General features: G+C 61.3%; 26 protein-coding genes. 20 read left to right on the top strand and 6 right to left on the bottom strand.

Features of this window, described 5'->3' with window-relative positions:
- Nucleotides 1–166 precede the first annotated feature (166 nt).
- Nucleotides 167–1,696 (top strand): IS1182 family transposase, encoded by a 1,530-nt coding sequence (locus NPX02_RS10795; RefSeq protein WP_470423644.1) that lies wholly within the window; start codon nucleotides 167–169, stop codon nucleotides 1,694–1,696.
- A 144-nt stretch (nucleotides 1,697–1,840) separates the two neighbouring features.
- Here NPX02_RS10795 and NPX02_RS10800 read toward each other — a convergent pair whose 3' ends face one another.
- Both NPX02_RS10800 and NPX02_RS10805 read right to left on the bottom strand, forming a co-directional pair.
- The gene (locus NPX02_RS10800) at nucleotides 1,841–2,134 is read right to left on the bottom strand and encodes a type II toxin-antitoxin system RelE/ParE family toxin (protein ID WP_260293571.1); all 294 of its coding nucleotides are present in this window, start codon (nucleotides 2,132–2,134) and stop codon (nucleotides 1,841–1,843) included.
- The gene (locus NPX02_RS10805) at nucleotides 2,134–2,373 is read right to left on the bottom strand and encodes a type II toxin-antitoxin system ParD family antitoxin (protein WP_260293572.1); all 240 of its coding nucleotides are present in this window, start codon (nucleotides 2,371–2,373) and stop codon (nucleotides 2,134–2,136) included. The genes NPX02_RS10800 and NPX02_RS10805 overlap by 1 nt, the downstream gene beginning before the upstream one ends.
- A 118-nt stretch (nucleotides 2,374–2,491) precedes the next feature.
- Between NPX02_RS10805 and NPX02_RS10810 the strand changes: the two genes are divergently transcribed.
- From NPX02_RS10810 to NPX02_RS10855, 8 genes are all read left to right on the top strand, one after another.
- Nucleotides 2,492–3,064 carry a histidine phosphatase family protein gene (locus NPX02_RS10810; protein WP_260293573.1) on the top strand — a complete coding sequence of 191 codons (573 nt, stop codon included), beginning with the start codon at nucleotides 2,492–2,494 and terminating at the stop codon, nucleotides 3,062–3,064.
- Nucleotides 3,065–3,153: 89 nt separating this feature from the next.
- Nucleotides 3,154–3,843 carry a DUF6064 family protein gene (locus tag NPX02_RS10815; RefSeq protein WP_260293574.1) on the top strand — a complete coding sequence of 230 codons (690 nt, stop codon included), beginning with the start codon at nucleotides 3,154–3,156 and terminating at the stop codon, nucleotides 3,841–3,843.
- Nucleotides 3,836–4,840 carry a M20/M25/M40 family metallo-hydrolase gene (locus NPX02_RS10820; protein ID WP_260293576.1) on the top strand — a complete coding sequence of 335 codons (1,005 nt, stop codon included), beginning with the start codon at nucleotides 3,836–3,838 and terminating at the stop codon, nucleotides 4,838–4,840. The genes NPX02_RS10815 and NPX02_RS10820 overlap by 8 nt, the downstream gene beginning before the upstream one ends.
- A 190-nt stretch (nucleotides 4,841–5,030) precedes the next feature.
- Complete coding sequence (locus NPX02_RS10825) at nucleotides 5,031–5,972, top strand: NADH-quinone oxidoreductase subunit B family protein (RefSeq protein WP_260293578.1); 942 nt, start codon at nucleotides 5,031–5,033, stop codon at nucleotides 5,970–5,972.
- A gap of 1 nt (nucleotide 5,973) precedes the next feature.
- Nucleotides 5,974–7,503, top strand: coding sequence for a nickel-dependent hydrogenase large subunit (locus NPX02_RS10830; protein WP_260293580.1), 1,530 nt, complete (start codon nucleotides 5,974–5,976; stop codon nucleotides 7,501–7,503).
- Nucleotides 7,504–7,507: 4 nt separating this feature from the next.
- On the top strand, nucleotides 7,508–7,987 hold the full coding sequence (locus NPX02_RS10835; protein ID WP_260293582.1) for a hydrogenase maturation protease: 480 nt from the start codon (nucleotides 7,508–7,510) through the stop codon (nucleotides 7,985–7,987).
- Complete coding sequence (locus NPX02_RS21360; RefSeq protein ID WP_335342550.1) at nucleotides 7,984–10,620, top strand: sensor domain-containing protein; 2,637 nt, start codon at nucleotides 7,984–7,986, stop codon at nucleotides 10,618–10,620. Before NPX02_RS10835 ends, NPX02_RS21360 begins: the two co-directional genes overlap by 4 nt.
- 15 nt (nucleotides 10,621–10,635) lie before the next feature.
- On the top strand, nucleotides 10,636–11,004 hold the full coding sequence (locus tag NPX02_RS10855; RefSeq protein ID WP_260293583.1) for a YajD family HNH nuclease: 369 nt from the start codon (nucleotides 10,636–10,638) through the stop codon (nucleotides 11,002–11,004).
- 232 nt (nucleotides 11,005–11,236) lie between these two features.
- On the opposite strand, the gene NPX02_RS10860 is transcribed toward NPX02_RS10855, so the two are convergent.
- Entirely contained in the window at nucleotides 11,237–12,397 is a 1,161-nt protein-coding gene (locus NPX02_RS10860; protein ID WP_260293584.1) for a GGDEF domain-containing protein, read from the bottom strand.
- Between the two features lie 305 nt (nucleotides 12,398–12,702).
- Between NPX02_RS10860 and NPX02_RS10865 the strand changes: the two genes are divergently transcribed.
- Nucleotides 12,703–13,164, top strand: a complete 462-nt coding sequence (locus NPX02_RS10865) for a hypothetical protein (protein ID WP_260293585.1) — start codon at nucleotides 12,703–12,705, stop codon at nucleotides 13,162–13,164.
- A gap of 27 nt (nucleotides 13,165–13,191) precedes the next feature.
- On the opposite strand, the gene nudE is transcribed toward NPX02_RS10865, so the two are convergent.
- Entirely contained in the window at nucleotides 13,192–13,740 is a 549-nt protein-coding gene (gene nudE / locus NPX02_RS10870; RefSeq protein WP_260293586.1) for an ADP compounds hydrolase NudE, read from the bottom strand.
- 50 nt (nucleotides 13,741–13,790) lie between these two features.
- Between nudE and yrfG the strand changes: the two genes are divergently transcribed.
- A complete protein-coding gene (yrfG, locus tag NPX02_RS10875) occupies nucleotides 13,791–14,444 on the top strand; it encodes a GMP/IMP nucleotidase (RefSeq protein ID WP_260293587.1) in 654 nt (217 codons plus the stop codon).
- Between the two features lie 126 nt (nucleotides 14,445–14,570).
- On the opposite strand, the gene NPX02_RS10880 is transcribed toward yrfG, so the two are convergent.
- Both NPX02_RS10880 and rhlB read right to left on the bottom strand, forming a co-directional pair.
- Nucleotides 14,571–14,948, bottom strand: a complete 378-nt coding sequence (locus NPX02_RS10880; protein WP_260293588.1) for a YkgJ family cysteine cluster protein — start codon at nucleotides 14,946–14,948, stop codon at nucleotides 14,571–14,573.
- Nucleotides 14,949–14,952: 4 nt separating this feature from the next.
- Nucleotides 14,953–16,329: an ATP-dependent RNA helicase RhlB gene (gene rhlB, locus NPX02_RS10885; protein WP_260293589.1), complete on the bottom strand. Its 1,377-nt coding sequence runs from the start codon at nucleotides 16,327–16,329 to the stop codon at nucleotides 14,953–14,955.
- A 338-nt stretch (nucleotides 16,330–16,667) separates the two neighbouring features.
- Here rhlB and trxA point away from each other — a divergent pair, with 338 nt between their 5' ends.
- The 9 genes from trxA (at nucleotide 16,668) to groL (ending at nucleotide 25,777) form a co-directional block, all read left to right on the top strand.
- A complete protein-coding gene (gene trxA / locus NPX02_RS10890) occupies nucleotides 16,668–17,000 on the top strand; it encodes a thioredoxin TrxA (RefSeq protein WP_305792836.1) in 333 nt (110 codons plus the stop codon).
- Between the two features lie 180 nt (nucleotides 17,001–17,180).
- Nucleotides 17,181–18,437: a transcription termination factor Rho gene (gene rho / locus NPX02_RS10895; protein WP_260293593.1), complete on the top strand. Its 1,257-nt coding sequence runs from the start codon at nucleotides 17,181–17,183 to the stop codon at nucleotides 18,435–18,437.
- 225 nt (nucleotides 18,438–18,662) lie between these two features.
- Nucleotides 18,663–19,607, top strand: a complete 945-nt coding sequence (locus tag NPX02_RS10900; protein WP_260293595.1) for a glycosyltransferase family 2 protein — start codon at nucleotides 18,663–18,665, stop codon at nucleotides 19,605–19,607.
- Nucleotides 19,597–19,989, top strand: coding sequence for a GtrA family protein (locus NPX02_RS10905; protein WP_260293597.1), 393 nt, complete (start codon nucleotides 19,597–19,599; stop codon nucleotides 19,987–19,989). Before NPX02_RS10900 ends, NPX02_RS10905 begins: the two co-directional genes overlap by 11 nt.
- Nucleotides 19,990–20,020: 31 nt before the next feature.
- A complete protein-coding gene (locus NPX02_RS10910; protein ID WP_260293598.1) occupies nucleotides 20,021–21,550 on the top strand; it encodes a glycosyltransferase family 39 protein in 1,530 nt (509 codons plus the stop codon).
- A 325-nt stretch (nucleotides 21,551–21,875) separates the two neighbouring features.
- The gene (gene galU / locus NPX02_RS10915; RefSeq protein ID WP_335342551.1) at nucleotides 21,876–22,769 is read left to right on the top strand and encodes a UTP--glucose-1-phosphate uridylyltransferase GalU; all 894 of its coding nucleotides are present in this window, start codon (nucleotides 21,876–21,878) and stop codon (nucleotides 22,767–22,769) included.
- A gap of 137 nt (nucleotides 22,770–22,906) precedes the next feature.
- Entirely contained in the window at nucleotides 22,907–23,581 is a 675-nt protein-coding gene (murU, locus tag NPX02_RS10920; protein ID WP_260293662.1) for an N-acetylmuramate alpha-1-phosphate uridylyltransferase MurU, read from the top strand.
- A 202-nt stretch (nucleotides 23,582–23,783) separates the two neighbouring features.
- On the top strand, nucleotides 23,784–24,074 hold the full coding sequence (locus NPX02_RS10925; protein WP_260293600.1) for a co-chaperone GroES: 291 nt from the start codon (nucleotides 23,784–23,786) through the stop codon (nucleotides 24,072–24,074).
- A 53-nt stretch (nucleotides 24,075–24,127) separates the two neighbouring features.
- Nucleotides 24,128–25,777 (top strand): chaperonin GroEL, encoded by a 1,650-nt coding sequence (groL, locus tag NPX02_RS10930; protein ID WP_260293601.1) that lies wholly within the window; start codon nucleotides 24,128–24,130, stop codon nucleotides 25,775–25,777.
- The last annotated feature ends 324 nt before the right edge of the window (nucleotides 25,778–26,101 follow it).

A 26,101-nucleotide genomic window follows, 5' to 3' on the forward strand; every position in this document is an offset into this window, starting at 1 on the left:
GTTGCTGCTACGGACATGTTACAGTTGGCACCCTTTCCGCATCGCTTCGCTCGCAAAAAAGCCGCCAACTGTAACATGCCGCAGAGCAAGGCGTTGAGGCTGTCGAAAAACCCCATTTATGGGTAAAATAACAAGCACAATAATACTGGCAGGTGAGAAATGGATGATGGCCCGCTATAAGGATTACAACTTCGATCAAATGAAGATGATCCCGGTCTCCTTTGATCGCCAAATCCTGCCAGGCAGTTTTGAATATTCTCTCTCTTATCTGATTGATCATGAGTTGGACCTGTCGGTCTTTGATGCCCACTACCAGAATGATGACAATGGCCGTCCGGCCTATGATCCGCGCCTGCTGCTGAAGATCATCATACTGGCCTACTCCAAAGGCATCACCAGCAGCCGGCAGATTGAGAAGCTGTGTCGGGAGAACATTACCTTCATGGCGCTCTCCGCTGATACGCAGCCCCACTTCAGTACCCTGGCTGACTTCATCTCCCGCTCCCCGGAATCCATCGCCGATCTGTTTGGACAGATCGTGCTGATGTGTGACCAACTGGGACTGATCGGCAAAGAGATGTTCGCCATTGATGGCTGCAAGCTACCCTCCAATGCCTCCAAGGAGTGGAGTGGCACCCATGACGAACTGAAAAAGAAACGGCAAAAGATCGATCGAGCCGTTCGTCGCATGTTGCAGCGACATCGTGAACAGGACAATGCAGAGCAATCACCCGACATCCAGGCCAGAGAGCAGGAGCAGATCAAGAAACTGCGGGCGGTATCACGTAAGATCAAACGTTTTCTCGATACCGAAACCGAGCGCAAAGGGGTAAGCGGAAAAACGGTGAAGAGCAACATCACTGACAACGAAAGCGCCAAGATGAAGACCAGTCATGGTGTCATTCAGGGCTATACCGGCGTAGCGGCGGTGGACAGCCAATACCAAATCGTGGTGCATGCCGAAGCCTTTGGTCAGGGTCAGGAACATGGCTTGTTGAAACCGGTAATGGAAGGGGTCAGAGAGTCCCTCGCAGAAACCACCTCAGAAAAGCAACTGAAGAAAACCAAGATCACCGCGGACTCGGGTTACCACAATCGGGAGATGCTGGAATACCTGGAAACGGAGGGTATCGATGCCTATCTGGCCGATACCGGATTCCGTTCACGCGATCCCCGTTTCAAGGACCACAAAACCCCCAAGGAACGAAACAAGCGCCAGGACAAAGAACGTTTCAGCCAGAATGAATTCATCATCGACCGCAAAAGGGAGACCTGCCACTGTCCAGCGGGCAAGGCGATGTGGTTGAAGGCCCGGCGTGCCAGAATTGGCCATCACCTGTTCATGCAGTTTCAGGGCTATGAGAAAGACTGCAACGACTGTGGTCTTCGAAAGCGTTGCTTGCGATCCCAAAACCAGAAGACGCCACGCCAGATCAATGTTGCACTGGATATCACACAGGAGCAAAAGGACGGCATCATCGAACGGATGAAGCGCAAGATCGACAGTCCGGAAGGCAGACATATCTATAGCCAGCGACTGGGAACCGTGGAGCCGGTATTTGGGCATATTACCGATGCTATCGGCATCAAGCGATTTAGCCTAAGAGGCAAGCGCAAGGTGGATGGGCAATGGAAGTTGATGATGATGTTACACAATATCCTGAAGATCCACCGTTCTGGATGGGAATGGGCGTAGAAACAAGCGAATAATGGCGGAGTAATCGCCAAAAAATGAAATCACCGATCAATTAACAAAAACCATGAAAGAGCGAAGTCGAAAATTCTCCAGCCAGAAACCGGTTTGCTTCAAACTGGTTTTTCGACAGGCTCGTTATGGGGGTTAGAGGTGCTGATCCACATCCATACTGTTGTGGAGAATTCGGATAACAACGATCCTGGATTCCGTACCGGCTCGGTAAAAGATGATATGACTGCCCTGACTGAACTTTTTGTTCCCTGGCTTTATGTCATCCGCATCGCGGCCAATATCAGGTTGGCGAGCAAGCAGCTTGAAAGCATCGTCAAGCTGCTTGAGGTATTTATCGCGTTTGCGCTTTCCCCACTTTTCGGTGGTAAAGCGGCCTATATCGACAATATCTTTTCGGGCGGCGGCAGTGAGCAGGTATGGACGCATCAGTGAGCTTCGTTGTCCAGTTCCGCAATAACACTTTCAAGGGAATAGTCTGCTATTCCGCTCTGCTCGCCTTCATCCAGGAGGCGTCGGAGCCGTTCAAGCTTACTTTCCGTTTCTTCAAGCAGGCGCAGTCCGGCACGTACTACCTCGCTCGCCGAGCTATAGCGGCCATTCTCAACCTGAGTGGCTATAAACTCGTCAAAGTGGGGGCCAAGCGTAATGCTGGTATTTCTAGCCATGGGGAGCCTCCTGTACCAAATATTGGTATATTGTGCCAAAACACCCATAACAAGGCAAGGCAGGCCGACGCGATAAAGCCGCCCGGCTGCTTGCGGCGTTATGTTCAGGAAGGATAAAGTGCGTATCACCATACTAAGACACGGCCAGCCCAACTTTGAATGGCAAAGGAGCGTTAGAGGCTCTGAGTTCAGAAGTCTCGAAAGCGCATACGATTCAGCGGGCATTGTCGGAAGCCCACCTGATGAATCTCGTAATCTGATCAATCATCATGGGTTCGTGGTTTGTAGCGATTTGCCGCGTTCCGTTCAATCGGCAGAGGCGCTTGGAGCAAATGAAATACATTATTCATCTCCGGTTATTAGAGAGATGAATCTGCCATATTTTGATCACGCACCTATCAAGCTGCCGCTCAAACTATGGGTCACCGTACTTCGAACTCTGTGGTTTCTTGGCTTTTCGAAAAACACTGAATCATTTTCAAAGGCGAAAGCCCGAGCAAGAATGGCCTCGAACAAGCTTATCGAATTAGCGGCCGAACACGATAGTGTTCTTTTCGTTGGTCACGGCTTCCTCAATCACTATGTGGCCAAAGAGCTCTTGGCAACGAACTGGATAGGCCCCCGAAGTCCGGGAAAAAAGTACTGGGAATTCGGTGCTTATGAGTATGCAATGATCATAACGATGCCGTGAACAAGGACTGATCCTACCCCGAAATAAATGATGGATGTCCAGTATCCGCGCTGTTGACCGGACCGTTGGTGTGAGAGGAGACGATGCAGTTGCCATTCAGCCGTGAGGCGTTTATCGACCTGTTCGTCCAATACAACGAGGCGTTCTGGCCAGTGCAATGGCTGCTGGTGGGGCTGGCGTCGCTGGCGGTCGCATTGGCGGTCAACCCGCGTCGCCGCTCCGCGCCGGCAGCCGGGGTCGGCGTGTCGCTAATCCTCGCCTTCCTCTGGGCCTGGCTGGCACTGGCCTACCATCTGCTGTACTTCACTCGCATCAATCCCCTGGCCTGGCCATTTTCCGCCGTCTCGCTGATCGGGGCACTCGCATTTCTGTGGCAGGGAGTGGTCCGGCGGCGCCTGCGGTTCCATTGGACGGGGGATGGGCACGCCTGGACCGGAGGCGCACTCATTGGCTTCGCCTTGGTGCTGTACCCGCTCTGGTCCTGGGGGGCCGGCCATCGTTATCCCAACTTGGTCACGTTTGGACTGCCGTGTCCGACGACTATTTTCACTATCGGCCTGCTCGGACTGCTGGAGACGCCCCATCCGCGCGGCGTCCTGATCGTCCCGATCCTGTGGTCGCTGGTTGGTGTCCAGGCCGCCCTGCTTCTGGGCGTACCCCAGGATCTCGGCCTGCTGGCCGCTGCCCTGTTCGGCGGGGTGCTGCTGGCTCGTGCCGGCGTTCGGAATGCAGTGACCACAACCGCTGATACCGGTTTACGGACACCCTCCGATGAATGAGATATTCGAGCTGCGGCGCGCGCTTCATCAGTATCCTGAACTCTCCGGCAGCGAGGCGGGGACCGCCGCGCGCCTGGTGGGCTTTTTCCGGCGGCTGGCGCCCGATGGGTTGCTGGAGCAACTGGGTGGCCATGGTGTCGCGGTGGTTTTTCAAGGCCGTGATGCGGGACCCACGGTGCTGCTGCGCGCCGAGCTGGATGCGCTGCCGGTCCACGAGTCCGAAGCTCACAGCGACCGTTCGCGGGTCGCTGGCGTCGGCCATCAATGCGGCCATGACGGGCACATGGCAATCCTCGCCGATCCCCGCTTTGCCGCACTGGCCCCGGACTTCGCCTTCGCCCTGCACAACCTGCCCGGCTTTCCGCTGGGACAGGTGATCCTGCGTTCCGGAGCGTTCAGTTCGGCCTCGCGTGGCATCGGCATCACCCTGAACGGGGCCACCGCCCATGCGGCGCAGCCGGAGACGGGCGTCAGTCCGGCCGGCGCCATGTGTCGGATTATTGAGGGCTTCTCCCGCCTATCTGGCGGGGCCGTGCCGGCGGAGGTGATGGCCTTCGGCACGGCGCCGGGGCGAGCGGATATCTGGGCCACCCTGCGCGCCGGGACCGATCAAGCCATGGCCGGCCTGATCCGCCAGGCCGAGGCGATCGTAACCGAAGCGGCCGCCATGGACGGGCTCGACCATGCCATCGAATACGACGACGTGTTCCCCGCTACGGTCAATGCGCCACGGGCGGTGGAAATCGTCCGTGCCTGTGCCGGTGACGACGCCGTGCTGGAAATCGACCAACCGTTCCGCTGGTCGGAGGACTTCGGCCATTTCACCGCGACCTGCCAAGGAGCGCTGTTCGGGCTTGGTGCCGGGACCAACGCGCCGGACCTGCACGACCACCACTACGCCTTCCCCGAGGCGCTGCTCCCCATCGGGGCTGAACTGTTCCTGCGGGTGGTATGGCGCTGCCTGTCGATTGGGGCGAATGGTTTCAATCGCGACTGATTTTTCCGCCGGTCCGCAATGGGTTTTGGCTAAAGGTCGGCTGGCGCCGGCCGCTTAATTCAATTGACGGCATCCGGATTGGGGTGGCGTACCGATAGACCTCGCGTTGACTCCGTGCAGTGACCCTGTTTGTAGGGATACAAGTGAACAAGCGGCCGCTTCATGCAGACGCATTGTTGCAGGAGCATTTATGGCAACCCTCTTCTGGCTTCAGACCGGTGCCTGCGGGGGTGATTCCCTGGCCATCCTCAGTGCCGAATCCCCCAGTGTGGAGCAGCTGTTCTCCAGCCATGGCGTGGAGTTGCTCTGGCACCCCTCGCTCTCGCACCATGCCATGCGCCATCATGATGAACTGATCGAACGGATTGTGAGCGGCCGGCAGTCCCTGGATATCCTCTGCGTGGAGGGCAGTATTGTCACCGCCCCGCGTGGCACAGGGCTTTACGACAGCTACCAGGGCCGGGCCAAGATGGAGATCGCACGCGAACTCGCGGTCCGTGCCGGGGTGGTGGTGGCCATGGGCACCTGTGCCGCGTTCGGCGGCGTGCACGCCGCCACCCCCAATCCGGGCGACTGTATCGGGCTGCAGTTCGACCGAGCCCAGCCGGGCGGGTTGTTTGCGCCCGATTGGCGCTCGCAGCGGGGCCTGCCGGTGATCAACGTGGCCGGTTGCCCGGCCCATCCCCACGCCATGACCCAGACCCTGGCCTGGCTGGCGGCCGGATTGCCGCTGAAACTGGATGAACTGAACCGGCCGCTCACCCATTTCAGCACGGTGGTACACCAGGGTTGTACCCGCAACGAGTATCACGAATATGATATCGAGGATCACCAGCCGGGGGGGCGCGCCTGCCTGTTCTTCAATCTGGGGTGTCAGGGGCCGCTGACCCGCGCCGTCTGCAACAGCGATCTCTGGAACGGGGTCAGCAGCAAGACTCGCGCCGGGGTCCCCTGCTTCGGCTGCACCTCGCCGGATTTCCCCCGTGACAACGACCTGTTCCGCACCGAAAAGATCGGCGAGGTGCCGCTGCGCCTGCCGCTGGGAGTGGAGCGACCACGCTACATGGCCTACAAGAACCTGGCCCGCGCGGCCGCGCCGCAGCGGGTGCGGGACAAGGAGATGGAGCCCTGAGATGGCACGTATCGAAGTGAATCTAGAGCTGAACCGGGTGGAGGGCGACCTGACCATCGGCGTCACCCTGGAGGACGGAGTGGTGGTGGATGCCCGGACCGTGGGCAGCCTCTATCGCGGCTTTGAACAGATTCTGGTGGGGCGTACGCCGCGCGACGCCATGGTGATTACGCCGCGGGTGTGCGGCATCTGCGGTACCGCCCATCTCTACGCAGCAGTGCTGGCGCTGGAACAGATCTGGAGGCTGCCGGTGCCGGCCAACGCCACGCGTATCCGCAACCTCTGCCTGATGGCCGAGGGGATCCAGAACGACCTGCGCCAGACGTTCCTGTTTTTCACCCCGGATTTCTGCCACCCCCGCTACAGCGGCCACCCGCTGTTCGAGCGGCTGATGGCGGCGTTCGAGCCATTCAAGGGCGAGCTGCATCGCGAGACCCTGACCATGACCCGGCGCGTGCTGGAGATCGTGGCCCATTTCGGCGGCCAGTGGCCCCACTCCTCCTACATGCTGCCGGGCGGCGTGGTGACACCGCCGGATGCGCGGCGCCTGCTGGCCTGTCGGGCGGTCCTGGATGAGCTGCGCGAATGGTACGAGCGGCGCATCCTCGGCGCGCCCCTGGAGGAGTGGCTGGCGCTGGCGAGCGCCACCGAGTTGTTCGCCTGGCTGGAGCGGCCGGGGCCGGCCGCCGGTGCCCTCGGCCTGATGTGCGCATTCACCCGCTCCCTGGAGATGCATCGGCTGGGTGCGGGCACACCGCACATGATCTCCTTCGGCGCCTGGTGCGATCCGCAGCGCTGGGGACCGCCCTACGACGCCCATCTGGCGCCGGGCGGCTTCTACGACGGCGACAGCGGTCAGGTGTCCCCCCTGGATCAGGGGCTGATCAACGAACACGTACGCTACTCCTGGTTCAAGCCCTACACGGGCGGACGCCACCCCTATCAGGGTGAGACGATACCCGATTTTCAGCCGGGCACCGACCGCTACACCTGGGCCAAGGCGCCGCGCTACGGCGACCGGGTGGTGCAGACCGGGCCCCTGGCGGAACTCTACATCGCCGGTGACCCACTGATCCGCGACCTGCACGCTGCCGAGGGGGGCAGTGCCTGGCTGCGCCAGTTTGCCCGGGTCAGGCGCGCCGCGGTGCAGCTGGTGCGGGCGCGTGACATGCTCGATGAGCTGGCCGCCCACCTGGACGAGCCCCATTTCCTGGCGCCGGCCGCCGAGGCGGAGATCGACGGCCAGGGCTGCGGCCTGGTGATGGCGGCACGCGGTGCACTGGGCCACTGGGTCGAACTCAAGGATGGTGTGGTGGAGCGCTACCAGATCGTCACCCCGACCGCCTGGAACGCCTCGCCGCGTGACAGCGCCGGCGAGATGGGGCACTGGGAGCGCAGCCTGATCGGCTTGCGGGTAGAGGACCCGGACGACCCGGTCGAGGTGGGGCATCTGATCCGCTCCCACGATCCCTGCCTGGTTTGCACGGTCCATTTTCTGGAGAGCGGCCGGCGTCTGCGCCTGGCCCCCTGAGCTTATGCGCCACCTGATCTGTTTCGGCAACGACCTGCACGGCGATGACGGTTTCGGGCCGGCCGTCTACCGGCGCCTGGCGACGCTTGAGCGGCCGGCCGGTTGGCACCTGTTTGACGCAGGCACGCGCGGTCTGGATGCCCTGGCGCTGTTTCAGGGGTGTGAGGAGGTGATCCTGGTGGACGCCGCCGCCCCGGCCGGCCATCCCGGGCGGCTCGCCTGGCCGCTGCCGGAAGAGATCGCGGTCGAGTCGGCACTGCCGGGGCACGGCAGCGGAGTCGGCTACCTGCTGCAGGCGCTGGCCGCGCTGGAGTCGGCACCGCCACGGCTGCGCATCCTCACCGCCGAGATGGCGGCCGTGACCCCGTTCCGTTCCGGCCTGTCGCCGGCGGTGACGCAGGCGGTGGAGCAGGCGGCGGCCCTGCTCGGTCGCTGGATGGCGGGCGGCTTTGTCCTGCCCTGGCCGCTGGAGTATCCGAAGTGACCGAGCGGGAAGAGCTGCAGCGGCTGCGGGACGAGCTGGAGGCGTTGCGCCTGGCCAACACCGCCCTCGAGACCCAGATGCTGGCCGGGGCCGAGCAGACCGACGCCATGCTGCGCGAGGTCGAGGAACAACGCAACGCCCTGCGCGATGCCCATCAGCGCGAACGCGGTCTGGCGGCCTTCGCCCAGCGGGTGATGGACACCGTGGGCAGCCTGGTCATCGTGCTGGGGCCGGACGGTCTGGTGCGTTCGGCCAACCAGCAGTGCCGGGAGCAGTTGGGAGAGACCGAGCAGACGTTGCGGGGGCGCCCGCTGGACGACTGGTTGCACCCGAAGGAGCGGACGGTCCTGGTTGAACGGCTGCCGGCGTTGCCCTGGCCGGTGCACTCCGCCCTGTTCGAGACGGTGCGGCGCCAGGGGGTGTACGGTGCCGAGCACCGCCTGGGATCGCTAGCGGGTGGCTATCGCACCTACATGGTGAGTGCGGCGATGCTCTACAGTATTCAGGGCATGGAGGAGGGGGCGGTGGTGAGTGCCGCCGATATCACCCTGATCAAGCAGCAGGAGCAGCGCCTGCGCGCCAGCGAGGCCGGGCTCAACGAGGCGCAGCGGATCGCCCACCTGGGGAGCTGGGAGCTGGATCTGCGCAGTAACGAGCTGAGCTGGTCACCGGAGGTGTACCGGATTTTCGAGCTGGATCCGAAACAGTTTGCCGCCTCCTATGCGGCCTTTCTCGCCCTTATTCACCCGGATGACCGCACCCAGGTGGATGAGGCCTTCGCCACCTCGCTGAAGACACGCCAACCCTATGACATCGTGCATCGCCTGCTGCTGCCCGGCGGGCGGGTAAAGTGGGTCAACGAGCGCTGCGTCACCCGCTACGATGCAGAGGGTAATCCTCTGCGATCGCATGGCACGGTGCAGGACATTACCGACCGGCGGCAGGCCGAGGAGGAGCTGAGGCTGGCGGCCAGTGTGTTCGACAACAGCCTCAACGGCATCCTCATCACCGAACCGGACGGGCGTATCCGCGGGGTCAACCGCGCCTTCAGCGAGATCACCGGCTTTACCGCCAGGGAGGCGCTGGGCCGGACCCCCGCTCTGCTCAGGTCGGAGCATCACGACGCGGCGTTCTACCGCGAGTTGTGGAGCGCCCTGCGCAACGAGGGCAAGTGGGAGGGGGAAATCTGGGACCGTCGCAAGGATGGCAAGATGGTGCCGGTCTGGCAAAGCATCTCGGCGGTGCGTGGCTACTCGGGCGAGGTGAGTCACTACATCGGCATTTTCTACGACATCTCGGCGCAGAAGGCCTCCGAGGCGCGTATTCAGCGCCTGGCCCACTACGACGTGTTGACCGGCTTGCCCAACCGCGCCCTGTTGCTGGACCGCTGCGAGCGGGCGGTGGCGCGGGCGAAGCGGGAGCGCGGGCGGTTCGCCCTGCTGTTCCTCGACCTGGATCACTTCAAACATGTCAACGACAGCCTGGGCCATCCGGTGGGGGATGAACTGTTGCAGGCGGTCGCGCAACGCCTGCAGCAGACCCTGCGGGAACAGGATACGGTGGCCCGGCTGGGCGGCGATGAGTTCGTCATCCTGCTGGAGGATATCGACAGTGAAGAGAATGTCCGGGCGACCGCGCAAAAGTTGCTGGCCGCGTTCGCCCGTCCCTTTGCCCTGCGCGAGCATACCCTGACCATCGGCACCTCCATCGGCATCGGTCTCTATCCCGATCACGGTGAGGATGTGGAGAGTCTGATCAAGCATGCCGATATGGCACTGTATCAGGCCAAGGAGCGCGGGCGCGGCTGCTTCCGCTTCTTCGAGGCGCAACTCACCGAGCAGACCAGTCAACGCATGCGCCTGGAGCGGGATCTGCGCCAGGCGCTGGATGAGCAGACCCTTTCCATCCGCTATCAACCGGTGTACCGGCTGCCCGACCTGGCGCTGGTCGGCGTCGAGGCGCTGTTGCATTGGCCGCATCCCCGTCTTGGTCCGATCCCGTCGGAGCGGTTCATTCCCATCGCCGAGGAGACCGGGCTGATCCTGCCGCTGGGCGCCTGGGTGCTGGAACAGGCGTGCCACCATGCAAGGGGCTGGCTGAATGCCGGCCGGGAAGGGGTGACCCTGACCGCCAGTCTCTCGGTGGTTCAGGTGCAACGCGGCGATATCGTGGCGACCGTCTCCCGGCTGCTGGCGGAGACCGGCCTGCCGCCGGAACACCTGGAGCTGGCGCTTGCCGAACGGGATCTCATGCGTATCAGCCGACAGGACCTGGATGAACTGGACGCGCTGCATGCCGTGGGCGTGCGCCTCGCCATCGACGGGTTCGGCGCCGGCCAGTGCGCGCTCGCCACCCTGAACCGGTTGCCGGTGGGCAAGCTCAAGCTCGACCACTCGCTGATCGCGGACTGTTCCCCCGTGGCGGAGGGTATGGCGATGGTCCGTGCCGTGCTCGGACTGGGGCAGGGGCTGGAGATGACGGTTGCCGCGGCGGGGGTGGAGAGGCACTGCCAGGAACAACGCCTGCGGGAGTACGGTTGCGGACAGGTCCAGGGTAGTTACTTCGGTTCGCCGCTGGAGCCGAAGGCCTTCATGAATCTGCTCGCCTGTGCTAAAAAAGGGGTAACAGACTGACCACCGGGTGCAATCATGGCAACAGAACATTCCAAGTCCCGGCTCGATCGGGTGGTGGCCGAGGCCCGCCAGGCGCGTGAAGCGCGCGAGAAAGGCTATCGTGAGCAGGCGCTGAAGCTGTACCCCTGGGTATGCGGGCGTTGTGCGCGCGAGTTCACCCGGGCCAATCTGCATGAACTGACGGTGCACCACCGGGATCACAATCACGACAACAACCCGCCGGACGGCAGCAACTGGGAGTTGCTGTGCCTCTATTGCCATGACAACGAGCACTCGCGCTATATCGATGCGGCGCATGGCGATGCCGCCTCCGACACCGGGAACAAGACCACGACCTACAATCCGTTTGCCGATCTGGGGTCCCTGCTCAAGAATAAAAAGTGACGCGGGGTCCCGGTAAAGGCAGTGATCAGCACTGTAGCCTGGATGAAGCCCGCACCACGAAACTCCAATGGATACTCAATCCCGGACGGGCGGAATCCAGGGCACTGCACGACGCTTGCCCCACTCCCCGGATTACGCCGCCAGCCCCTGTGCTTAACTCCCCGTTTCTGTGGTGCTGGCTTCATCCGGGCTACGCTTCCGCGTCTCGATTTCAGATAACCCCTACAGCAGGTCAGTCGTTTATTTCAGTTATCTCACGATGTTTTTCCGGCATGCTGGCGGGGCTCGCCAGTTGTACCCGGTTGCGCCCGGCTGACTTGGCGGTATAGAGCGCACGGTCGGCGGCGTCGAGCAGCCGCTGGCCGATCGCCTGGCTGTCGCCGTCGTCGTCGGGCCGCAGGGCGGCCACCCCGATGGAGATCGTGACATCAACCGTTTCGCCGCCATGCAGGGCGATCGGCTTGGCCTGGATCCTGTCACGTATGCGTTCCGCCAGGTTGCAGGCCTCGGCGGCCCCGGTCTGCGGCAGCAGCAGGGTGAACTCCTCACCGCCGAAGCGGGTGGCGATATCGGACAGCCGCAGGCACTCCTTGACCCTGAGCGCCAGTTCGCGCAGCACGCTGTCGCCGGCACCGTGGCCATGCCGGTCATTGACCTGCTTGAAATGGTCGGCATCGATAAACAGGCAGCTCAACGGGTACTGGTAACGCAACGCCCGGGTGACCTCCTCTTCGAGGCGGCGTTCCAGGTAGCGGCGGTTGTGCAGCCCGGTGAGGGCGTCGGTGAGCCCGGCGATCACCAGGTGTTCGCGGTTGGCGGTGTTCTCCAGGCAGATGGCGCTGATGGTGGCCAGGCGGTTGAGGAAGTCGCTGGCGTGCCGGCGGGTGAAGCGCTCGGGGTCGTGGCTACCCAGGCCGATGAAGCCGACTAGCTGGCTGCGCCGGATCATGGGCAGGATGGCGATGCTGCGCAGGTTGCTGGCCGTCGGAAACAGGGGGGCGTGCTCCTGCGCCTGGTAAGGGCCGAGCCAGGGCGCCTTGTAACGGGCATGCCTGGGTGAGAAGGTGGTGATCTGATCGACGAAACGGATATCACTGAGGCTGTCCGGCTCGATCCCGGAATGCAGCAGCAGGTGCCTCAGTTCGTGGTCTGGATCATGCAGTATCAGCTGGATGTCGGGCAGGTCGAAGGAGGACTTCATGCCATCGATCAGGCAGTCGAGCAGTTGCGGCAGGGATTCGGTGGCCAGCAGGGTCAGTTCGCGGTCATGGAACCGCTTCAACACCTCCTCGTTGTGGTGTGCCTCGCGGGTGAGACTGTCCAGCCGCTGCCTGAGCTGGCGATTGATGAAGGCCAGGTCCGAGAACGACGGGTTGGGAGGTGGCTTGGGCATGCTGTCGACCATCCGCGGCTGGGCTTGAGTTTGTCCATGTACATAATACCCGGAGTTGCGGTTTGTGCCAGTGACAGTGTGTGACAACAGTAGAGTAAGGAGTTTCAGGGATGAATAGCACTAAGTTAAGGCAGGAGTCCATTTTTTCGTCATTCCGGCGCAGGCCGGAGGAGTGGTGCAGGGATGCACCGTTTACGGACCTGAGGATGGAATCCATGAATTCACCGCGGATGCGGGTTCTGGATCCCGGCATTCGCCGGGATGACGGGGGCTCTGGGCTTAACTTAGTGCCATTCGTTTCACGGATGAGCGATCAGTCGGGGCGGGATGGCCTCAAAGCGCGCGGCAGGACACGGTTTGCGGGGTTCCGGGTCACGCTTTTCATAGGTCTGCTGTGCCCCGCGGCACTGGTCGCCGGGGTGTTCCGCTGTCCGGACGGCAGCGGCGGGGTGATTTTCCAGCAGATAGCCTGCACCCAGGGCGAGGCGGTCGAGCTGGATGTTCGCACCACCGAGTGGGCGGCGCGCCCCGCGGAACAGCCGGCCCCCCGCAAAAAGCGCCCGGCCAAGTCGGGGTCCGGAGATCAGGCGGCCCTGTCCCGGGCCGCCCGGGAGGCGCGCCGGCAGGAGCAGGCATGCTGGCGGGCGAAACAGCGTGTCGAGCAGATCGAGGCGGAGCTGCGCCACGGCTACAAGCCGTCACGGGGCGAACGGCTGCGCCGCCAGCGTCGCCGGCAGACTGACTACCTGCGGGCGTTTTGTCGTTAGGGCTGCGGCCCGGTAGGGTGCGCCGTGTTACCTGTCGCGTTGCAGCCGGTCCCGCGCCAGGTACAGGGCCAGTTGCGAGCGGGCCTCGGTGAAATCCTCCTGCGCCAGCAGTTCGTCGAACGCGGCCAGTCGCCACTCCACCACCTCGATCGGCTCCGGTTCGTCGCCCGGCAGGGGTTGCGGATAGAGCTCCCGCGCCAGCACGATATGGGTGGAGTGGTAGATATAGCCCGGGGCCACGCTGACCGAGCTGAGCAGCTCCAGCTGCCGGGCCGCATAGCCGGTCTCCTCCCGCAGCTCCCGGTTGCCCGCGCTGAGCGGGTCTTCGCCCGGTTCGATATGGCCCTTCGGGAAGGCCAGTTCATAACGATTGACCCCGGCGGCGTATTCGCGGATCAGCAGCAGGGTGTCGGCATCCAGCATGGGCACCACCAGCACCGCCCCCTCGTCCGAGCCCACCACCCGCTGGTAAGTGCGCCGCTGGCCGTTGGCGAACTCCAGGTCGATCTCTTCGATATGAAAGATGCCGGTTTCATTGAGGGTGCGGCGGTCACTGATGCGGGGTGGCTTGGGCATGCTGTGTTCTTCTGTTGCTATCCGGTCTTGTTCCACTGTAACTTAATTCCATGATCGACTGGAACCAAATAGATACCCTTCTGCTGGATATGGACGGCACCCTGCTGGACCTCCATTTCGACAACTATTTCTGGCTGGAGCATGTCCCGCGGCGCTACGCCGAGCGCCGGGGTTGTCCCCTGAGCCAGGCCCGGGAGGAGCTGGGGGATCGCTATCGCAGCGTTGAGGGCACCCTGGAGTGGTACTGCGTCGACCACTGGAGCCGGGAGCTGGGGTTGGATATCGCCCTGTTGAAGGCCGAGGTGGATCACCTGATTGCCGTGCATCCGCATGTGGTGGATTTTCTCGATGCGGCACGCGCCCTGGAGAAGCGGATTGTCCTGGTCACCAATGCTCACCAGAAGGCACTGGCGCTGAAGATGGAGCGCACCCGGCTGCGGGGTCATTTCGATGCGGTGATCTGCGCCCATGACCTCGGCCTGCCCAAGGAGCATCGGGAGTTCTGGGATCGGCTCCAGCGGATCGAGCCGTTCGACAAGGCCCGCACCCTGTTCGTCGACGACAGCCTGCCGGTGCTGGAGTCGGCTCGGGATTATGGGATCGGCTATCTGCTCCGGGTGCTGAAACCCGACACCCGTGGTCCGTCGCGCGAGGCGGAGGGGTTTATGGCGATCGACGATTTTTCCGCCATCCTGCCGCGGTAGTGCGTCCACCATTCCCGGGCGTTGTCGTGGTCTGGAAGTGGTGTGTCTGTGCGCCGCTAACCCACCCTGCATCCTGCGAAAAATCGCCCGACCGAGGAGTGGATAAGCGGTATTCTCGTGGCGGGTTCAGCGTTTGTCCCAGCTCTTGAAGCGCTTCCGGCAGTAGCCGAGCAGTTCAGCGTAGTTGCGGAAGTGCAGCTCGAAACCCTCTTCGGCGGGGGCGTCGTACTCACACCAGTCGTTGTCGTAGTCGCGGCAGATCTGCGGCCGCTGCTCATAGATGCCGCAGGCGCCACCCGGCTGCAGGTGTTCGCAGCGGCCGATAATCATCAGATACCAGTCGCCCTCATCCTTGTAGATTTCCACGCCCTGGTGGGAGACCTGCCACAGCAGATGGTCGAAGTCGGCCTTGGAGCGCGGCGCCGCGCCCAGCGCCTCGGTGGTGTAGGTGCAGCAGTTGGAGTTGGTGCAGCGGCTGCACTTGTTGGCGACGGCCAGCTCCATGCGGCTAGTCCGTGGTGCTGGCCTGCTTCGGTTTTCTCCGGCGGCGCTTCTTCTTCGGCGCCTCGCTGCTGCCCTCCGGGGCCTTGGCGGCCGCGGCCGGTTTGTGCCCCGGCCTCTTTCCGCCACCGCCACCGCCACCGCTGCGGCGGCGGTCCCGGTCCCGGTCCCGGTCCGGGCGGTCCGGTATGACCCGGCTCCGGGGGTCTATCTTGAACAGCAGTTCGCTGGTCACCGGCTCCATCGGGATGCGATGGCCGATGAAGGCCTCGATGTCCGGCAGGGCGAAGGCGTGGGTCTCGCAGGCGAAGCTGATGGCGTCGCCGCTGGCCCCGGCGCGGGCGGTGCGGCCGATGCGGTGCACGTAATCCTCGGCGTCATCGGGCAGGTCGAAGTTGAACACGTGCGAGACGTCCGGGATGTGCAGGCCGCGGGCGGCCACGTCGGTGGCCACCAGCACCGGGAGCCGGCCCTCCTGGAAATCGCTCAACAGGCTCATGCGCTTTTTCTGCGGCACGTCGCCGGAGATCACCGCGGCACCGATGCCGTTGCCCTCCAGGTAGCCCCAGACCAGGTCCGCGCCGCGCTTGGTGTTGACGAAGACGATGGTGCGATGGGCGTCCATTTGCTTCAGCAGGCCGATCAGCAGCGAGATCTTCTCGTCGTTGGCGGTCATGTAGCAGACCTGCTTCACCTTGTCGGCGGTCACCTTGTCGGTCTCGATCTTGACCGTGGTCGGGTTGTTCATGTGTTCGTAGGCCAGCTCCAGCACCCGGAACGAGAGGGTGGCGGAGAACAGCAGGCCGAGCCGCTGCTGTGGCGGCGGACAGCGCCGCAGCATGAAGCGGATGTCCTTGATGAAGCCGAGATCGAACATGCGGTCGGCCTCGTCCATGACCACCACCTGGATCGCCTGCAGGTCATAGACGTGCTGTTTCAGGTAGTCGATCAGGCGGCCGGGGGTGCCGATCAGGATATCGACTCCGTCCTCCAGCTGTTTGCGCTGCTGCTCGTAGGCGGTGCCGCCGAACACCAGACCCAGGGTGAGGCCGGTGTGCTTGCCCAGCACCTCGGCATCCTTGTGGATCTGTACCGCCAGTTCGCGGGTCGGGGCGACGATGAGCGCCCGGGGCTGGTTTTTCCGCCGCCCCTCCGCTGCCGGGTTGCTCAGCAGGTGCTGGTAGGTCGCCAGCAGGAAGGCGGCGGTCTTGCCGGTGCCGGTCTGCGCCTGCCCGGCCACATCCTGTCCCTTCAGGGCGATGGGCAGGGTTTCGGCTTGAATGGGGGTGCAGAAGGAAAAGCCAGTGTCTTCAATGCCTTGTGCGAGTTCTTTACACAGCCCGAAGCTGTCGAAACGGATGTCCGTGAGGTGTTTGTCTGTCATAGTGCGCTAGGATACAGCAATTTACTCAATGTTTGGACTTGAAATGGTGAAAATATTGGGATCAAATAGATCCCTGGTTTTGGAGATTCAAACAACAACAGATCCCGGATGCAACGATAAGGGCTTGCGCAAGAATAATTCCGCAGTACCGAGGGCATTACTGGGCCACGCCGGCAAGGCACGCTTTGCAGGCAATGGCTGTTCCCTTGCCAAAAGCGTAACGCCGCCGGCGGGGTCCAGTGGCGGCCGAATACAGGAACTTTTTTTGCGCGAGCCCTTAAACACCGGTGCAGCCCCGTACCACGTGGTGCGATATCCCAACTGAAATTTTGTGGAGAATGCTAGTGAGTGAACAGATTGTTCATGTGACCGACGATAATTTTGAGGCGGAAGTGCTGAAGTCAGATCTGCCCGTGCTGGTGGATTACTGGGCTGAGTGGTGTGGTCCCTGCAAAATGATCGCACCGGTGCTGGATGAGATCTCCGGTGAGTATACCGGCAAGATCAGGGTCGCCAAGCTGAATATCGATGAGAATCCCAATACGCCTCCGCGCTACGGCATTCGCGGTATCCCGACCCTGATGTTGTTCAAGGATGGTGAAGTAGAGGCCACCAAGGTTGGTGCCGTCTCCAAATCCCAGCTGATCGCGTTCATCGACAGCAATCTCTGAAACACACCAAAACGCAATTAATACTGGACGTACTCCGGGATGGTGCTAGAATTCGCGTACTAGCCCTCCCGTGAGCGCTAATACCAAGAAACCAATCACCCCAGAGCGATTTTCCAATAACTCTGTTCCAGACGGGAACCCAAAGCCCGTTCCGTTCTTTTTTCAATCACGCATAACATCATGAATCTCACCGAACTTAAAAAGATGCCGGTCACAGAACTGGTCGAACTCGCCCAATCCATGAATCTGGAGGGTATGGCACGATCCCGCAAACAGGATCTGATCTTCGCCATCCTCAAGGCCCACGCCAAAAAAGGCGAGGATATTCATGGGGATGGCGTACTGGAAATCCTCCAGGACGGCTTTGGTTTTCTGCGCGCCGCGGACAGCTCCTACCTGGCGGGCCCGGATGACATCTATGTCTCGCCCAGCCAGATCCGGCGCTTCAACCTGCGCACGGGAGATACCATCTCCGGCAAGATCCGCCCCCCCAAGGAGAGCGAGCGCTATTTCGCCCTGCTCAAGGTCAGCGAGATCAACTACGACAAGCCGGAAAACGCCAAGAACAAGATCCTGTTCGAAAACTTCACGCCGCTGTTTGCCAATGTGAAGTTCAACCTGGAGAAGGGGAACGGCAGTACCGAGGACATCACCGCGCGCACCATCGAGCTCTGCGCGCCCATCGGCAAGGGCCAGCGCGGCCTGATCGTCTCCCCGCCCAAGGCCGGCAAGACCATGCTGATGCAGAATATCGCCCAGTCCATCGCCTATAACCATCCCGAGGCGCAACTGATTGTGCTGCTGATCGACGAGCGCCCGGAGGAGGTGACCGAGATGACCCGTTCGGTACGCGGCGAGGTGATCTCCTCCACCTTCGACGAGCCGGCGGCACGCCACGTCCAGGTGGCCGAGATGGTGATCGAGAAGGCCAAGCGCCTGGTCGAACACAAGAAGGACGTGGTGATCCTGCTCGACTCCATCACCCGCCTGGCGCGCGCCTACAACACCGTGATCCCGTCATCGGGCAAGGTGCTGACCGGTGGTGTGGACGCCAACGCCCTGCATCGTCCCAAGCGCTTCTTCGGCGCGGCGCGTAATGTGGAGGAGGGCGGCAGCCTGACCATTATCGCCACCGCCCTGGTGGAGACCGGCTCGCGCATGGATGACGTGATCTACGAAGAGTTCAAGGGCACCGGCAATATGGAGATCCACCTGGACCGGCGGATTGCCGAGAAGCGCATCTTCCCGGCCATCAACATCAACCGCTCCGGCACCCGCCGCGAGGACCTGTTGATGAAGCCCGACGCGTTGCAGAAGATGTGGATCCTGCGCAAGATCCTGCACCCGATGGATGAGCTGGCGGCCATGGAGTTCCTGTTCGACAAACTCAAGGACACCAAGACCAACGAGGAGTTCTTCGCCTCGATGAAGGGGTGAGTCTTCCGTGAGACAGCTATAAACGGGAAAAGCCACCTTGAATTCGGGTGGCTTTTTTACGTTTGCCGGGCACTTTAATATATCGGGCTCTCGAATATATCGGGCTCGTGCAGACGGACCAGACGGATTTGGTCGGCGATTCTTCACCCTGGAGCCCGGGTTATCCATACCGGCCGGTGACGGGTTCCGGCGTGTCGCGAAGATAAAACTAAAAAGAGCCGATATATGAAAATATCTATAGTGGCCCCGTTTTACAATGAAGCGGAAAATATTGAGGCGTTCTTTGCCACGCTGGTTCCGATTCTGGAAGAGACGGGAGATGGTTTTGAGATTGTCTGTGTCAATGACGGCAGCAAAGACAATACGCTGAACCTTCTGTACTCCTGGGGGGATCGCCATCCGGAAGTTGTGGTCGTTAATCTGGCGCGTAACTTCGGCAAGGAGATCGCGCTGACGGCGGGACTCGATCACAGCACCGGCGATGTGGTGATCCCGATCGACAGTGATTTGCAGGACCCGCCCGAACTGATCCCCGAGATGATCGCCAAGTGGCGCGAGGGGTATGACGTGGTGTATGCAACGCGCACCCTGCGCGATACCGATTCCTGGTTTAAAAAGTGGTCCGCCGAACTGTACTACCGGCTGTTCAACCTGGTGACGGAGACAAAGATCCCGTTCAATGCGGGTGATTACCGCCTGATGGACAGGAAGGTTGTCGACAGTGTCGGTCGGATGCGCGAACGTTCCCGGTTCATGAAGGGGGTGTTCGCCTGGGTCGGCTTCAAGCAGACATCGGTTGAGTTTGCCCGCCCCGAGCGTTTTGCCGGCCAGGAGAGTCAAAGTTTCAGGCGGCTCTGGAGACTGGCGGTCGACGGCATTATTACCTTCTCCACTATTCCGCTGAGGGTGTGGAGTTATATCGGGCTCGTCATCGCGTCGCTCTCCTTCATATATGGCCTGGTAATTCTCACCAAGACCCTCTTCTATGGCGTTGAAACTCCGGGCTACGCCTCCACGATGGTCGTCATTCTCTTTCTCGGCGGCGTGCAGCTCCTGTCGCTGGGGATCCTGGGTGAGTATGTCGGGCGTATTTTCGAGGAGGTGAAAAGACGCCCCCTGTATATCGTTGACAATCCTCCCGTTGCTACCGACAAGCATCATGACACGTGACTTGCTGGCCCAGTTGTGCCGTTTTGGCATTGTCGGCCTGACGGCTACGCTGGTTCATGGCCTGGCGCTTTATTGCTGGGTCGAGCTGCTCGGGGTTGGACCGGTCATGGCTAATTCGCTGGCATTCGCGGCGGCCTTCTTAGTGAGTTACCTGGGCCACTACCACTGGACATTCGAAGCGAGCGGGGGGCATGGGCGTTCGGTGATGAAATTTCTTGCCACCGCGATAGCCGGCTTTCTGGCCAACGTCGCTATCATGTCCCTGGTCACCACTCAGCTCGGCCTGCACTACTGGTTCGGATTCGCACTTATCGTGCTGACCATCCCGGTGCTGACCTATGCGGTCAGCCGGACCTGGGTGTTTGCCGATAAGGCCGGGTGAGCTGAGTGCGGGTCCGTACAGGGGCGAAGTGATGGCCAGGGATAACAACAATCATCCCGCAGCGGTTTGGCCTGTAACGCCTGCCACCTTGCTGCTCACCCTGTTGCTGGGACATCTGACCATCTGGACACTGGTGCCCGCGCTGGTTAACCAGAATCTACCGCTCGACGTAATCGAGGGGCTGGTCTGGGGTAACGAGTGGCAATGGGGCTATGACAAGCACCCGCCCATGTCGGCCTGGATGATGGAAGGGGTGGCCTGGCTCACAGGCCGCGCCGACTGGGGCCAATATCTGCTGGCACAGCTTTCGATCACGGTGGCTTTTTTTGCGATCTGGTCGCTCGCCCGTGAACTGCTGGATGAGCAGCGCGCAATCGTCGCGGTGTTGCTGCTCGAGGGCGTCTACTTCCATAACTTCCAGAGCCCGGAGTTCAATGCGAATGTGGCGCTCCTGCTGTTCTGGTCGTTGACCCTCTGTTTTTTCTGGCGTGCCTATAAAAATGACCGGCTGCTGGACTGGATCCTCTGCGGCCTGGCGGCGGCCATGGCCGTGCTGAGCAAGTATTTCGCAGCTGTTCTGATCCTGCCGTTAGTAATATTTTTACTGGTTGACGTTGCCGGGCGTCGGTATTTCAGGAGTGCCAACTTCTATGTCGCGCTGTTGGCAGGCTCGTTCGTTCTGATGCCGCATCTGCTGTGGATGTTGGCAAATGACTTTATAACCATTCAGTACGCAATGAGTCGCGGCGGGAGTGGCGCCGATGGCTCTCTGCTGGATCATGTCAGGCATCCCTTGAAGTTCCTGGCGGTCTGCCTGGCGGTATCGCTTCCTGTTGTGATTATGTTTTATACGCTTGCCCCGGGCCGGCGCGCCAGGCAGGATTTTACGTCGAGTTCCACCCTGTTTCTGTGGGTCGTTCTGTTTACCCCGCTGCTGCTGGTGCTGATCCTGTCCGCCGTAACCGGAATGCGCCTGCGTTCGATGTGGGCCTACCCGCTGTTTCTACCCCTCGGCATATTCCTGGTGAGTCAGTTCACCGGCGACATATCCCAATGGAGAACCAGCCGATTTCTCAGGGCCTTTGTCTTGGTAAATGTATGCTTCGTTGCTCTCTATGCGGCCATTCAGCTCTATTCACCTTTATTCAAGGAGAAGGGGAAACGAACGCATTTTCCGGGACGGGAGTTGGCGCTCAAGGTGCAGGAAGTTTGGGCGGGGGAAACGGACCGGCCCCTGCGGGTTGTCGGTGGCGACCCCTGGCTGGCGGGCAATGCGGCCTGGTACTCGGGGCTGCCGGCTCGCCCATCGGTATCGATCGAGCTTGAACAGCGGCGCTCACCCTGGGTCGACGACGAGGATATCAGGCGAGAGGGTGCGATGGTGCTGTGGAGTCTCGGCACTGTCGAGCCACCGCAAGCGGGGGTCGCTGATGAGGTAGCCAGGTACCGGGAGCGCTTTGGCGCGTTCAGGGTGGGAAGCCCGATCAGGATCACATCCGCGGCGGGAGGGCGTATACTCCCAGAATACATCGGCTGGGGCATAGTGCCGCCGGCGGAGTAGAGCCGGGAATAAACCTAAATGCCTTGTTTTAACCGCGAAGGTAACTACTCATGGGGTGATTGGCCTGCCTTGTTGGCCGATTACTTAAAGACCGGGTGAGCAGGTACCCGCGAAGAACGCCAGGTTGGCAAAGAGATACCAGGGTTTACCTGCATTTTCGCTCCAGCCCGGCAGGTGAAGGATTGGGAGAATACAAGGCGGTGTTTTCCTTCGTGTGCTTTGCGTCCCTGGCGGTTGAAGCGAGGTTTTCAGGATCAATAAACAGATCGTTCGCGCGGAACTGATGGAAACAGGCGGGCGAGTATAGTATGCGTATTACTGAGGAGTGCCGATGCAGATAACCAAGGCTGTTTTTCCCGTCGCCGGCATGGGGACCCGGTTCCTCCCGGCCACCAAGGCCAACCCCAAGGAGATGCTGCCTGTCGTGGACAAGCCGCTGATCCAGTATGCGGTCGATGAGGCTATTTCCGCTGGAATCACGCAGCTCATTTTCGTCACCAGTAGCAGCAAGCGGGCGATAGAGGACCACTTCGACAAGAATTACGAAATGGAGTCCGAGCTTGAGCGGCGCGGCAAGCAGGATCTGCTGGATATATTGAAAGGGATCCTGCCCGAGGGGGTCTCCTGTGTTTACGTGCGCCAGCCGGTCGCTCTGGGGTTGGGGCACGCCGTGCTCTGTGCCAGGCCGGTGGTGGGGAATGAACCCTTCGCGGTGATATTGGCCGATGACCTCATCAACGGCAACAGCAAGCCCTGCCTGGGGCAGATGATGGATGTATACAAGGAGCTACATGCCAGTGTGCTGGGGATCGAGCGAATCGATCCCGGCATGACCCAGAGATACGGCATTATCAAAACCGATGGCGGCAACAACCGCGTATTCAATGTTAACGGCATCATCGAGAAACCCCATCCCGATGTCGCGCCCTCGGATCTTGCGGTGGTGGGCCGTTATCTGTTGCGGCCGGAGATATTTGGTTTTTTGGAGAAAACCGAGCGGGGTGCGGGCGGTGAGATTCAACTGACAGATGCCATCGCCATGCTGTTGAAAGAGCAGGCGGTTGTGGCCTATGAATTCGACGGGAAGCGCTTCGATTGCGGGGACAAGCTGGGTTATTTGAAGGCCACCGTGGAGTATGCGTTGAATCATGCGGAGCTGGGTGATGCGTTCAGGGAGTACCTGAAGTCGAAAATCGGTGATCTGGGGAATGCCGAGTAAAGGTTCCTGAGGAAGAATTTGGTTATCAGCACGCCCCTTGTTCAGTGGCGCATGCGGGACTTGATTGCTGGAAGTTGCGGTTGTTAAAGATGATTATTCAGGCTTTTTAGGGAGATCTGGTGGCCGATCAATCCCCCATCCATGCCATGATCCTGGCCGCCGGCCGGGGCGAGCGCATGCGCCCATTGACCGACAGTACCCCCAAACCGCTGCTGCGGGTGGCGGGAAAGCCGCTTATTCAGTACCACGTCGAGGCGCTGGCCCGGGCCGGTGTGCGTCAGCTGGTGGTGAATCATGCCCACCTCGGTGGGCAGATCGTCGATTTCCTGGGCGATGGCGGGACGTGGGGCGTCTCGATCAGCTACTCCGCGGAACCGGCCGGGGCGCTGGAGACCGGCGGCGGCATCTTTCGGGCCCTGCCGCTGCTGGGGGACGGCCCGTTCTGGGTGGTCAATGGGGATATCTGGACCGATTACCCCTTTACGCCACCGCGCCTTGCCGCGGACACCCTGGCCCACCTGGTCATGGTGGATAATCCCCCCCACCATCCCGGGGGCGACTTTGTGCTGGCCGATAGCGGGCGGCTCTCCGCCGACGCGGGTGTCCGACTGACCTACAGCGGCATCGGTCTCTATCGGCCGGAGCTGTTTGCCGGCTGTGCGGGTGGCGCCTTCCCGCTGGCGCCGTTGTTGCGCCAGGCGATGGCCGACGGGCGGGTGAACGGCGAGTATTTTGCCGGTCGCTGGCTGGATATCGGTACGCCCGAGCGGCTCGGCGAGCTGGATGCTCAACTCACCGCTCGGGAACCCTAGGGCCGTTACCGCCGACGGCGCCCATGGGGTGATGGGGTCGTCGGGGTTGTCTCCATAGCGATAGCGACGTTTTTTTCTGCCCGCCACTCTTGACTCTGAGTATTTCGACCCTATTATTAGCACTCAGTCGCGGTGAGTGCTAACAGCGCCGCCGGATAACAGTCGTTTTATGTGTAAACAGCCAATCAGGAGAAATCGGTAGATGAAAATTCGTCCGCTGCAAGACCGCGTGGTCATTCGTCGTATGGAAGAAGAGCGCACCAGCGCTGGTGGCATCGTCCTGCCGGACAGTGCAACCGAGAAGCCCGCTCAGGGAGAAGTGATTGCCGTCGGCAACGGCAAGGTGCTGAACAGCGGCGAGTCTCGCCCGCTGGACGTCAAGGTCGGCGACAAGGTCCTGTTCGGCAAGTACTCCGGTAACGAGGTCAAGCTCGGTGAGGAGACGCTGCTGGTGATGCGTGAAGAAGACATCATGGGTGTGATCGAAGGCTGATCGAGCGCCAACGAAACCTCTTCAATTACTGAATTTCAAAGGAATACGAACTTATGTCTGCAAAAGAAGTGAAATTTTCCGATGACGCCCGCCAGAGAATGCTACGTGGGGTCAACATCCTGGCCGACGCCGTAAAGGTCACCCTCGGGCCGAAGGGCCGCAACGTGGTGCTGCAGAAGAGCTTTGGCGCGCCCACCATCACCAAGGACGGCGTCTCCGTCGCCAAGGAGATCGAACTCTCCGACAATTTTGAAAACATGGGTGCCCAGATGGTGAAAGAGGTCGCTTCCCAGACCTCCGATGTGGCCGGCGACGGTACCACCACCGCGACCGTGCTGGCTCAGGCCATCGTGCGCGACGGCCTCAAGGCCGTTGCCGCCGGCATGAACCCGATGGATCTGAAGCGTGGTATGGAGAAGGGTGCCGCCGCCGCCGTCAAGGCACTGGCCGAGATGTCCAAGCCCTGCGCCGATGACAAGGCCATCGCCCAGGTGGGTACCATCTCCGCCAACAGCGACGAGAACATCGGCGGCATCATCGCCGAGGCGATGCAGAAAGTGGGTAAAGAGGGTGTCATCACTGTCGAAGAGGGCTCAGCCCTGGAGAACAGCCTGGATGTGGTCGAGGGTATGCAGTTTGACCGTGGCTACCTCTCTCCCTATTTCGTCAACAACCAGCAGAGCATGTCGGTCGATCTGGAAGATCCCTACATCCTGCTGCACGACAAGAAGATCTCCAACATCCGCGACCTGCTGCCGGTACTGGAGGCCGTCGCCAAGTCGGGCCGTCCGCTGCTGATCGTTTCCGAGGATGTGGAAGGCGAGGCGCTGGCTACCCTGGTGGTCAACACCATCCGTGGCATCGTCAAGGTCTGTGCCGTGAAGGCTCCCGGCTTTGGTGACCGTCGCAAGGCCATGCTGCAGGATATCGCCATCCTGACCGGTGGCACCGTGATCGCCGAAGAGGTCGGTCTGACCCTGGAGAAGGCAACCCTGAACGAGCTGGGTACCGCCAAGAAGATCCAGATCACCAAGGAAGAGACCACCATTATCGATGGTGCCGGCACCGAAAACGACATCAAGGCCCGGGTTGAGCAGATCCGTGCCCAGATCGAGGAGACCTCCTCCGACTATGATCGCGAGAAGCTGCAGGAGCGCGTGGCCAAGCTGGCCGGCGGTGTGGCCGTGATCAAGGTGGGTGCGGCGACCGAAGTCGAGATGAAAGAGAAGAAGGCCCGCGTGGAAGACGCCCTGCACGCCACCCGCGCCGCGGTTGAAGAGGGTGTGGTGCCGGGTGGTGGTGTTGCCCTGATCCGTGCCCTGGCGGCGCTGAAGGATCTGATCGGTGATAACCATGACCAGGATGTCGGTATCAAGATCGCCGCGCGTGCCATGGAAGAGCCGATGCGCCAAATCGTCAGCAATGCCGGCTGCGAGGCCTCCGTGGTCGTCAACAAGGTGGCCGAGGGTGAAGGCAACTTCGGCTTCAACGCCGCCAATGGCGAGTATGGCGACATGGTGGAGATGGGTATCCTGGATCCCACCAAGGTGACCCGCACCGCACTGCAGAACGCCGTCTCCGTGGCCGGTCTGATGATCACCACCGAGGCGATGATCGCTGAGGAGCCGGCCGATGAGAAGGGCGGCGGCATGCCGGACATGGGCGGCATGGGCGGCATGGGTGGTATGGGCGGCATGATGTAATCAGCCGTGGGGGCAGGCCCCTGTGCCTGCCCTTTTCCATCTGTAGGGGCCGGCCCCTGTGCCTGCCCTTCCATCTGGAAATCCATCCCTGGACAAAACCCTGCCTGGCGCTGCCAGGCAGGGTTTTTTTTATGGCCAGTGTATCCGCGTGGGCACAAACGGCGTGCCCACCCTACCTGTCTTTTAGCGCAGGGGTCGGAGTCAAATGGGATAACGCTGCTGATATTGTTCCACCGGCTTCAACCCCATTTGACTCCGACCCCTCAGATTGCTCATGGGGGGTGAGTAGGATGTAGGGTGGATAAGCCGGAGGCGCATGCCATC

This window comes from Sedimenticola hydrogenitrophicus, assembly GCF_025175675.1.
GTDB classification, from domain to species: domain Bacteria; phylum Pseudomonadota; class Gammaproteobacteria; order Chromatiales; family Chromatiaceae; genus Sedimenticola; species Sedimenticola hydrogenitrophicus.

Coding starts and splice junctions, on each gene's coding strand:
- NPX02_RS10910 (WP_260293598.1), top strand. CDS start 20,021: ATGGCCAGGGATAACAACAATCATCCCGCAGCGGTTTGGCCTGTAACG.
- NPX02_RS10925 (WP_260293600.1), top strand. CDS start 23,784: ATGAAAATTCGTCCGCTGCAAGACCGCGTGGTCATTCGTCGTATGGAA.
- trxA (WP_305792836.1), top strand. CDS start 16,668: ATGCTAGTGAGTGAACAGATTGTTCATGTGACCGACGATAATTTTGAG.
- NPX02_RS10900 (WP_260293595.1), top strand. CDS start 18,663: ATGAAAATATCTATAGTGGCCCCGTTTTACAATGAAGCGGAAAATATT.
- NPX02_RS10835 (WP_260293582.1), top strand. CDS start 7,508: ATGCGCCACCTGATCTGTTTCGGCAACGACCTGCACGGCGATGACGGT.
- NPX02_RS10825 (WP_260293578.1), top strand. CDS start 5,031: ATGGCAACCCTCTTCTGGCTTCAGACCGGTGCCTGCGGGGGTGATTCC.
- rho (WP_260293593.1), top strand. CDS start 17,181: ATGAATCTCACCGAACTTAAAAAGATGCCGGTCACAGAACTGGTCGAA.
- groL (WP_260293601.1), top strand. CDS start 24,128: ATGTCTGCAAAAGAAGTGAAATTTTCCGATGACGCCCGCCAGAGAATG.
- NPX02_RS10880 (WP_260293588.1), bottom strand. CDS start 14,948: ATGGAGCTGGCCGTCGCCAACAAGTGCAGCCGCTGCACCAACTCCAAC.
- NPX02_RS10795 (WP_470423644.1), top strand. CDS start 167: ATGGCCCGCTATAAGGATTACAACTTCGATCAAATGAAGATGATCCCG.
- NPX02_RS10855 (WP_260293583.1), top strand. CDS start 10,636: ATGGCAACAGAACATTCCAAGTCCCGGCTCGATCGGGTGGTGGCCGAG.
- yrfG (WP_260293587.1), top strand. CDS start 13,791: ATGATCGACTGGAACCAAATAGATACCCTTCTGCTGGATATGGACGGC.
- NPX02_RS10805 (WP_260293572.1), bottom strand. CDS start 2,373: ATGGCTAGAAATACCAGCATTACGCTTGGCCCCCACTTTGACGAGTTT.
- NPX02_RS10865 (WP_260293585.1), top strand. CDS start 12,703: ATGAGCGATCAGTCGGGGCGGGATGGCCTCAAAGCGCGCGGCAGGACA.
- NPX02_RS10830 (WP_260293580.1), top strand. CDS start 5,974: ATGGCACGTATCGAAGTGAATCTAGAGCTGAACCGGGTGGAGGGCGAC.
- nudE (WP_260293586.1), bottom strand. CDS start 13,740: ATGCCCAAGCCACCCCGCATCAGTGACCGCCGCACCCTCAATGAAACC.
- NPX02_RS10820 (WP_260293576.1), top strand. CDS start 3,836: ATGAATGAGATATTCGAGCTGCGGCGCGCGCTTCATCAGTATCCTGAA.
- NPX02_RS10860 (WP_260293584.1), bottom strand. CDS start 12,397: ATGCCCAAGCCACCTCCCAACCCGTCGTTCTCGGACCTGGCCTTCATC.
- rhlB (WP_260293589.1), bottom strand. CDS start 16,329: ATGACAGACAAACACCTCACGGACATCCGTTTCGACAGCTTCGGGCTG.
- NPX02_RS10800 (WP_260293571.1), bottom strand. CDS start 2,134: ATGCGTCCATACCTGCTCACTGCCGCCGCCCGAAAAGATATTGTCGAT.
- NPX02_RS10905 (WP_260293597.1), top strand. CDS start 19,597: ATGACACGTGACTTGCTGGCCCAGTTGTGCCGTTTTGGCATTGTCGGC.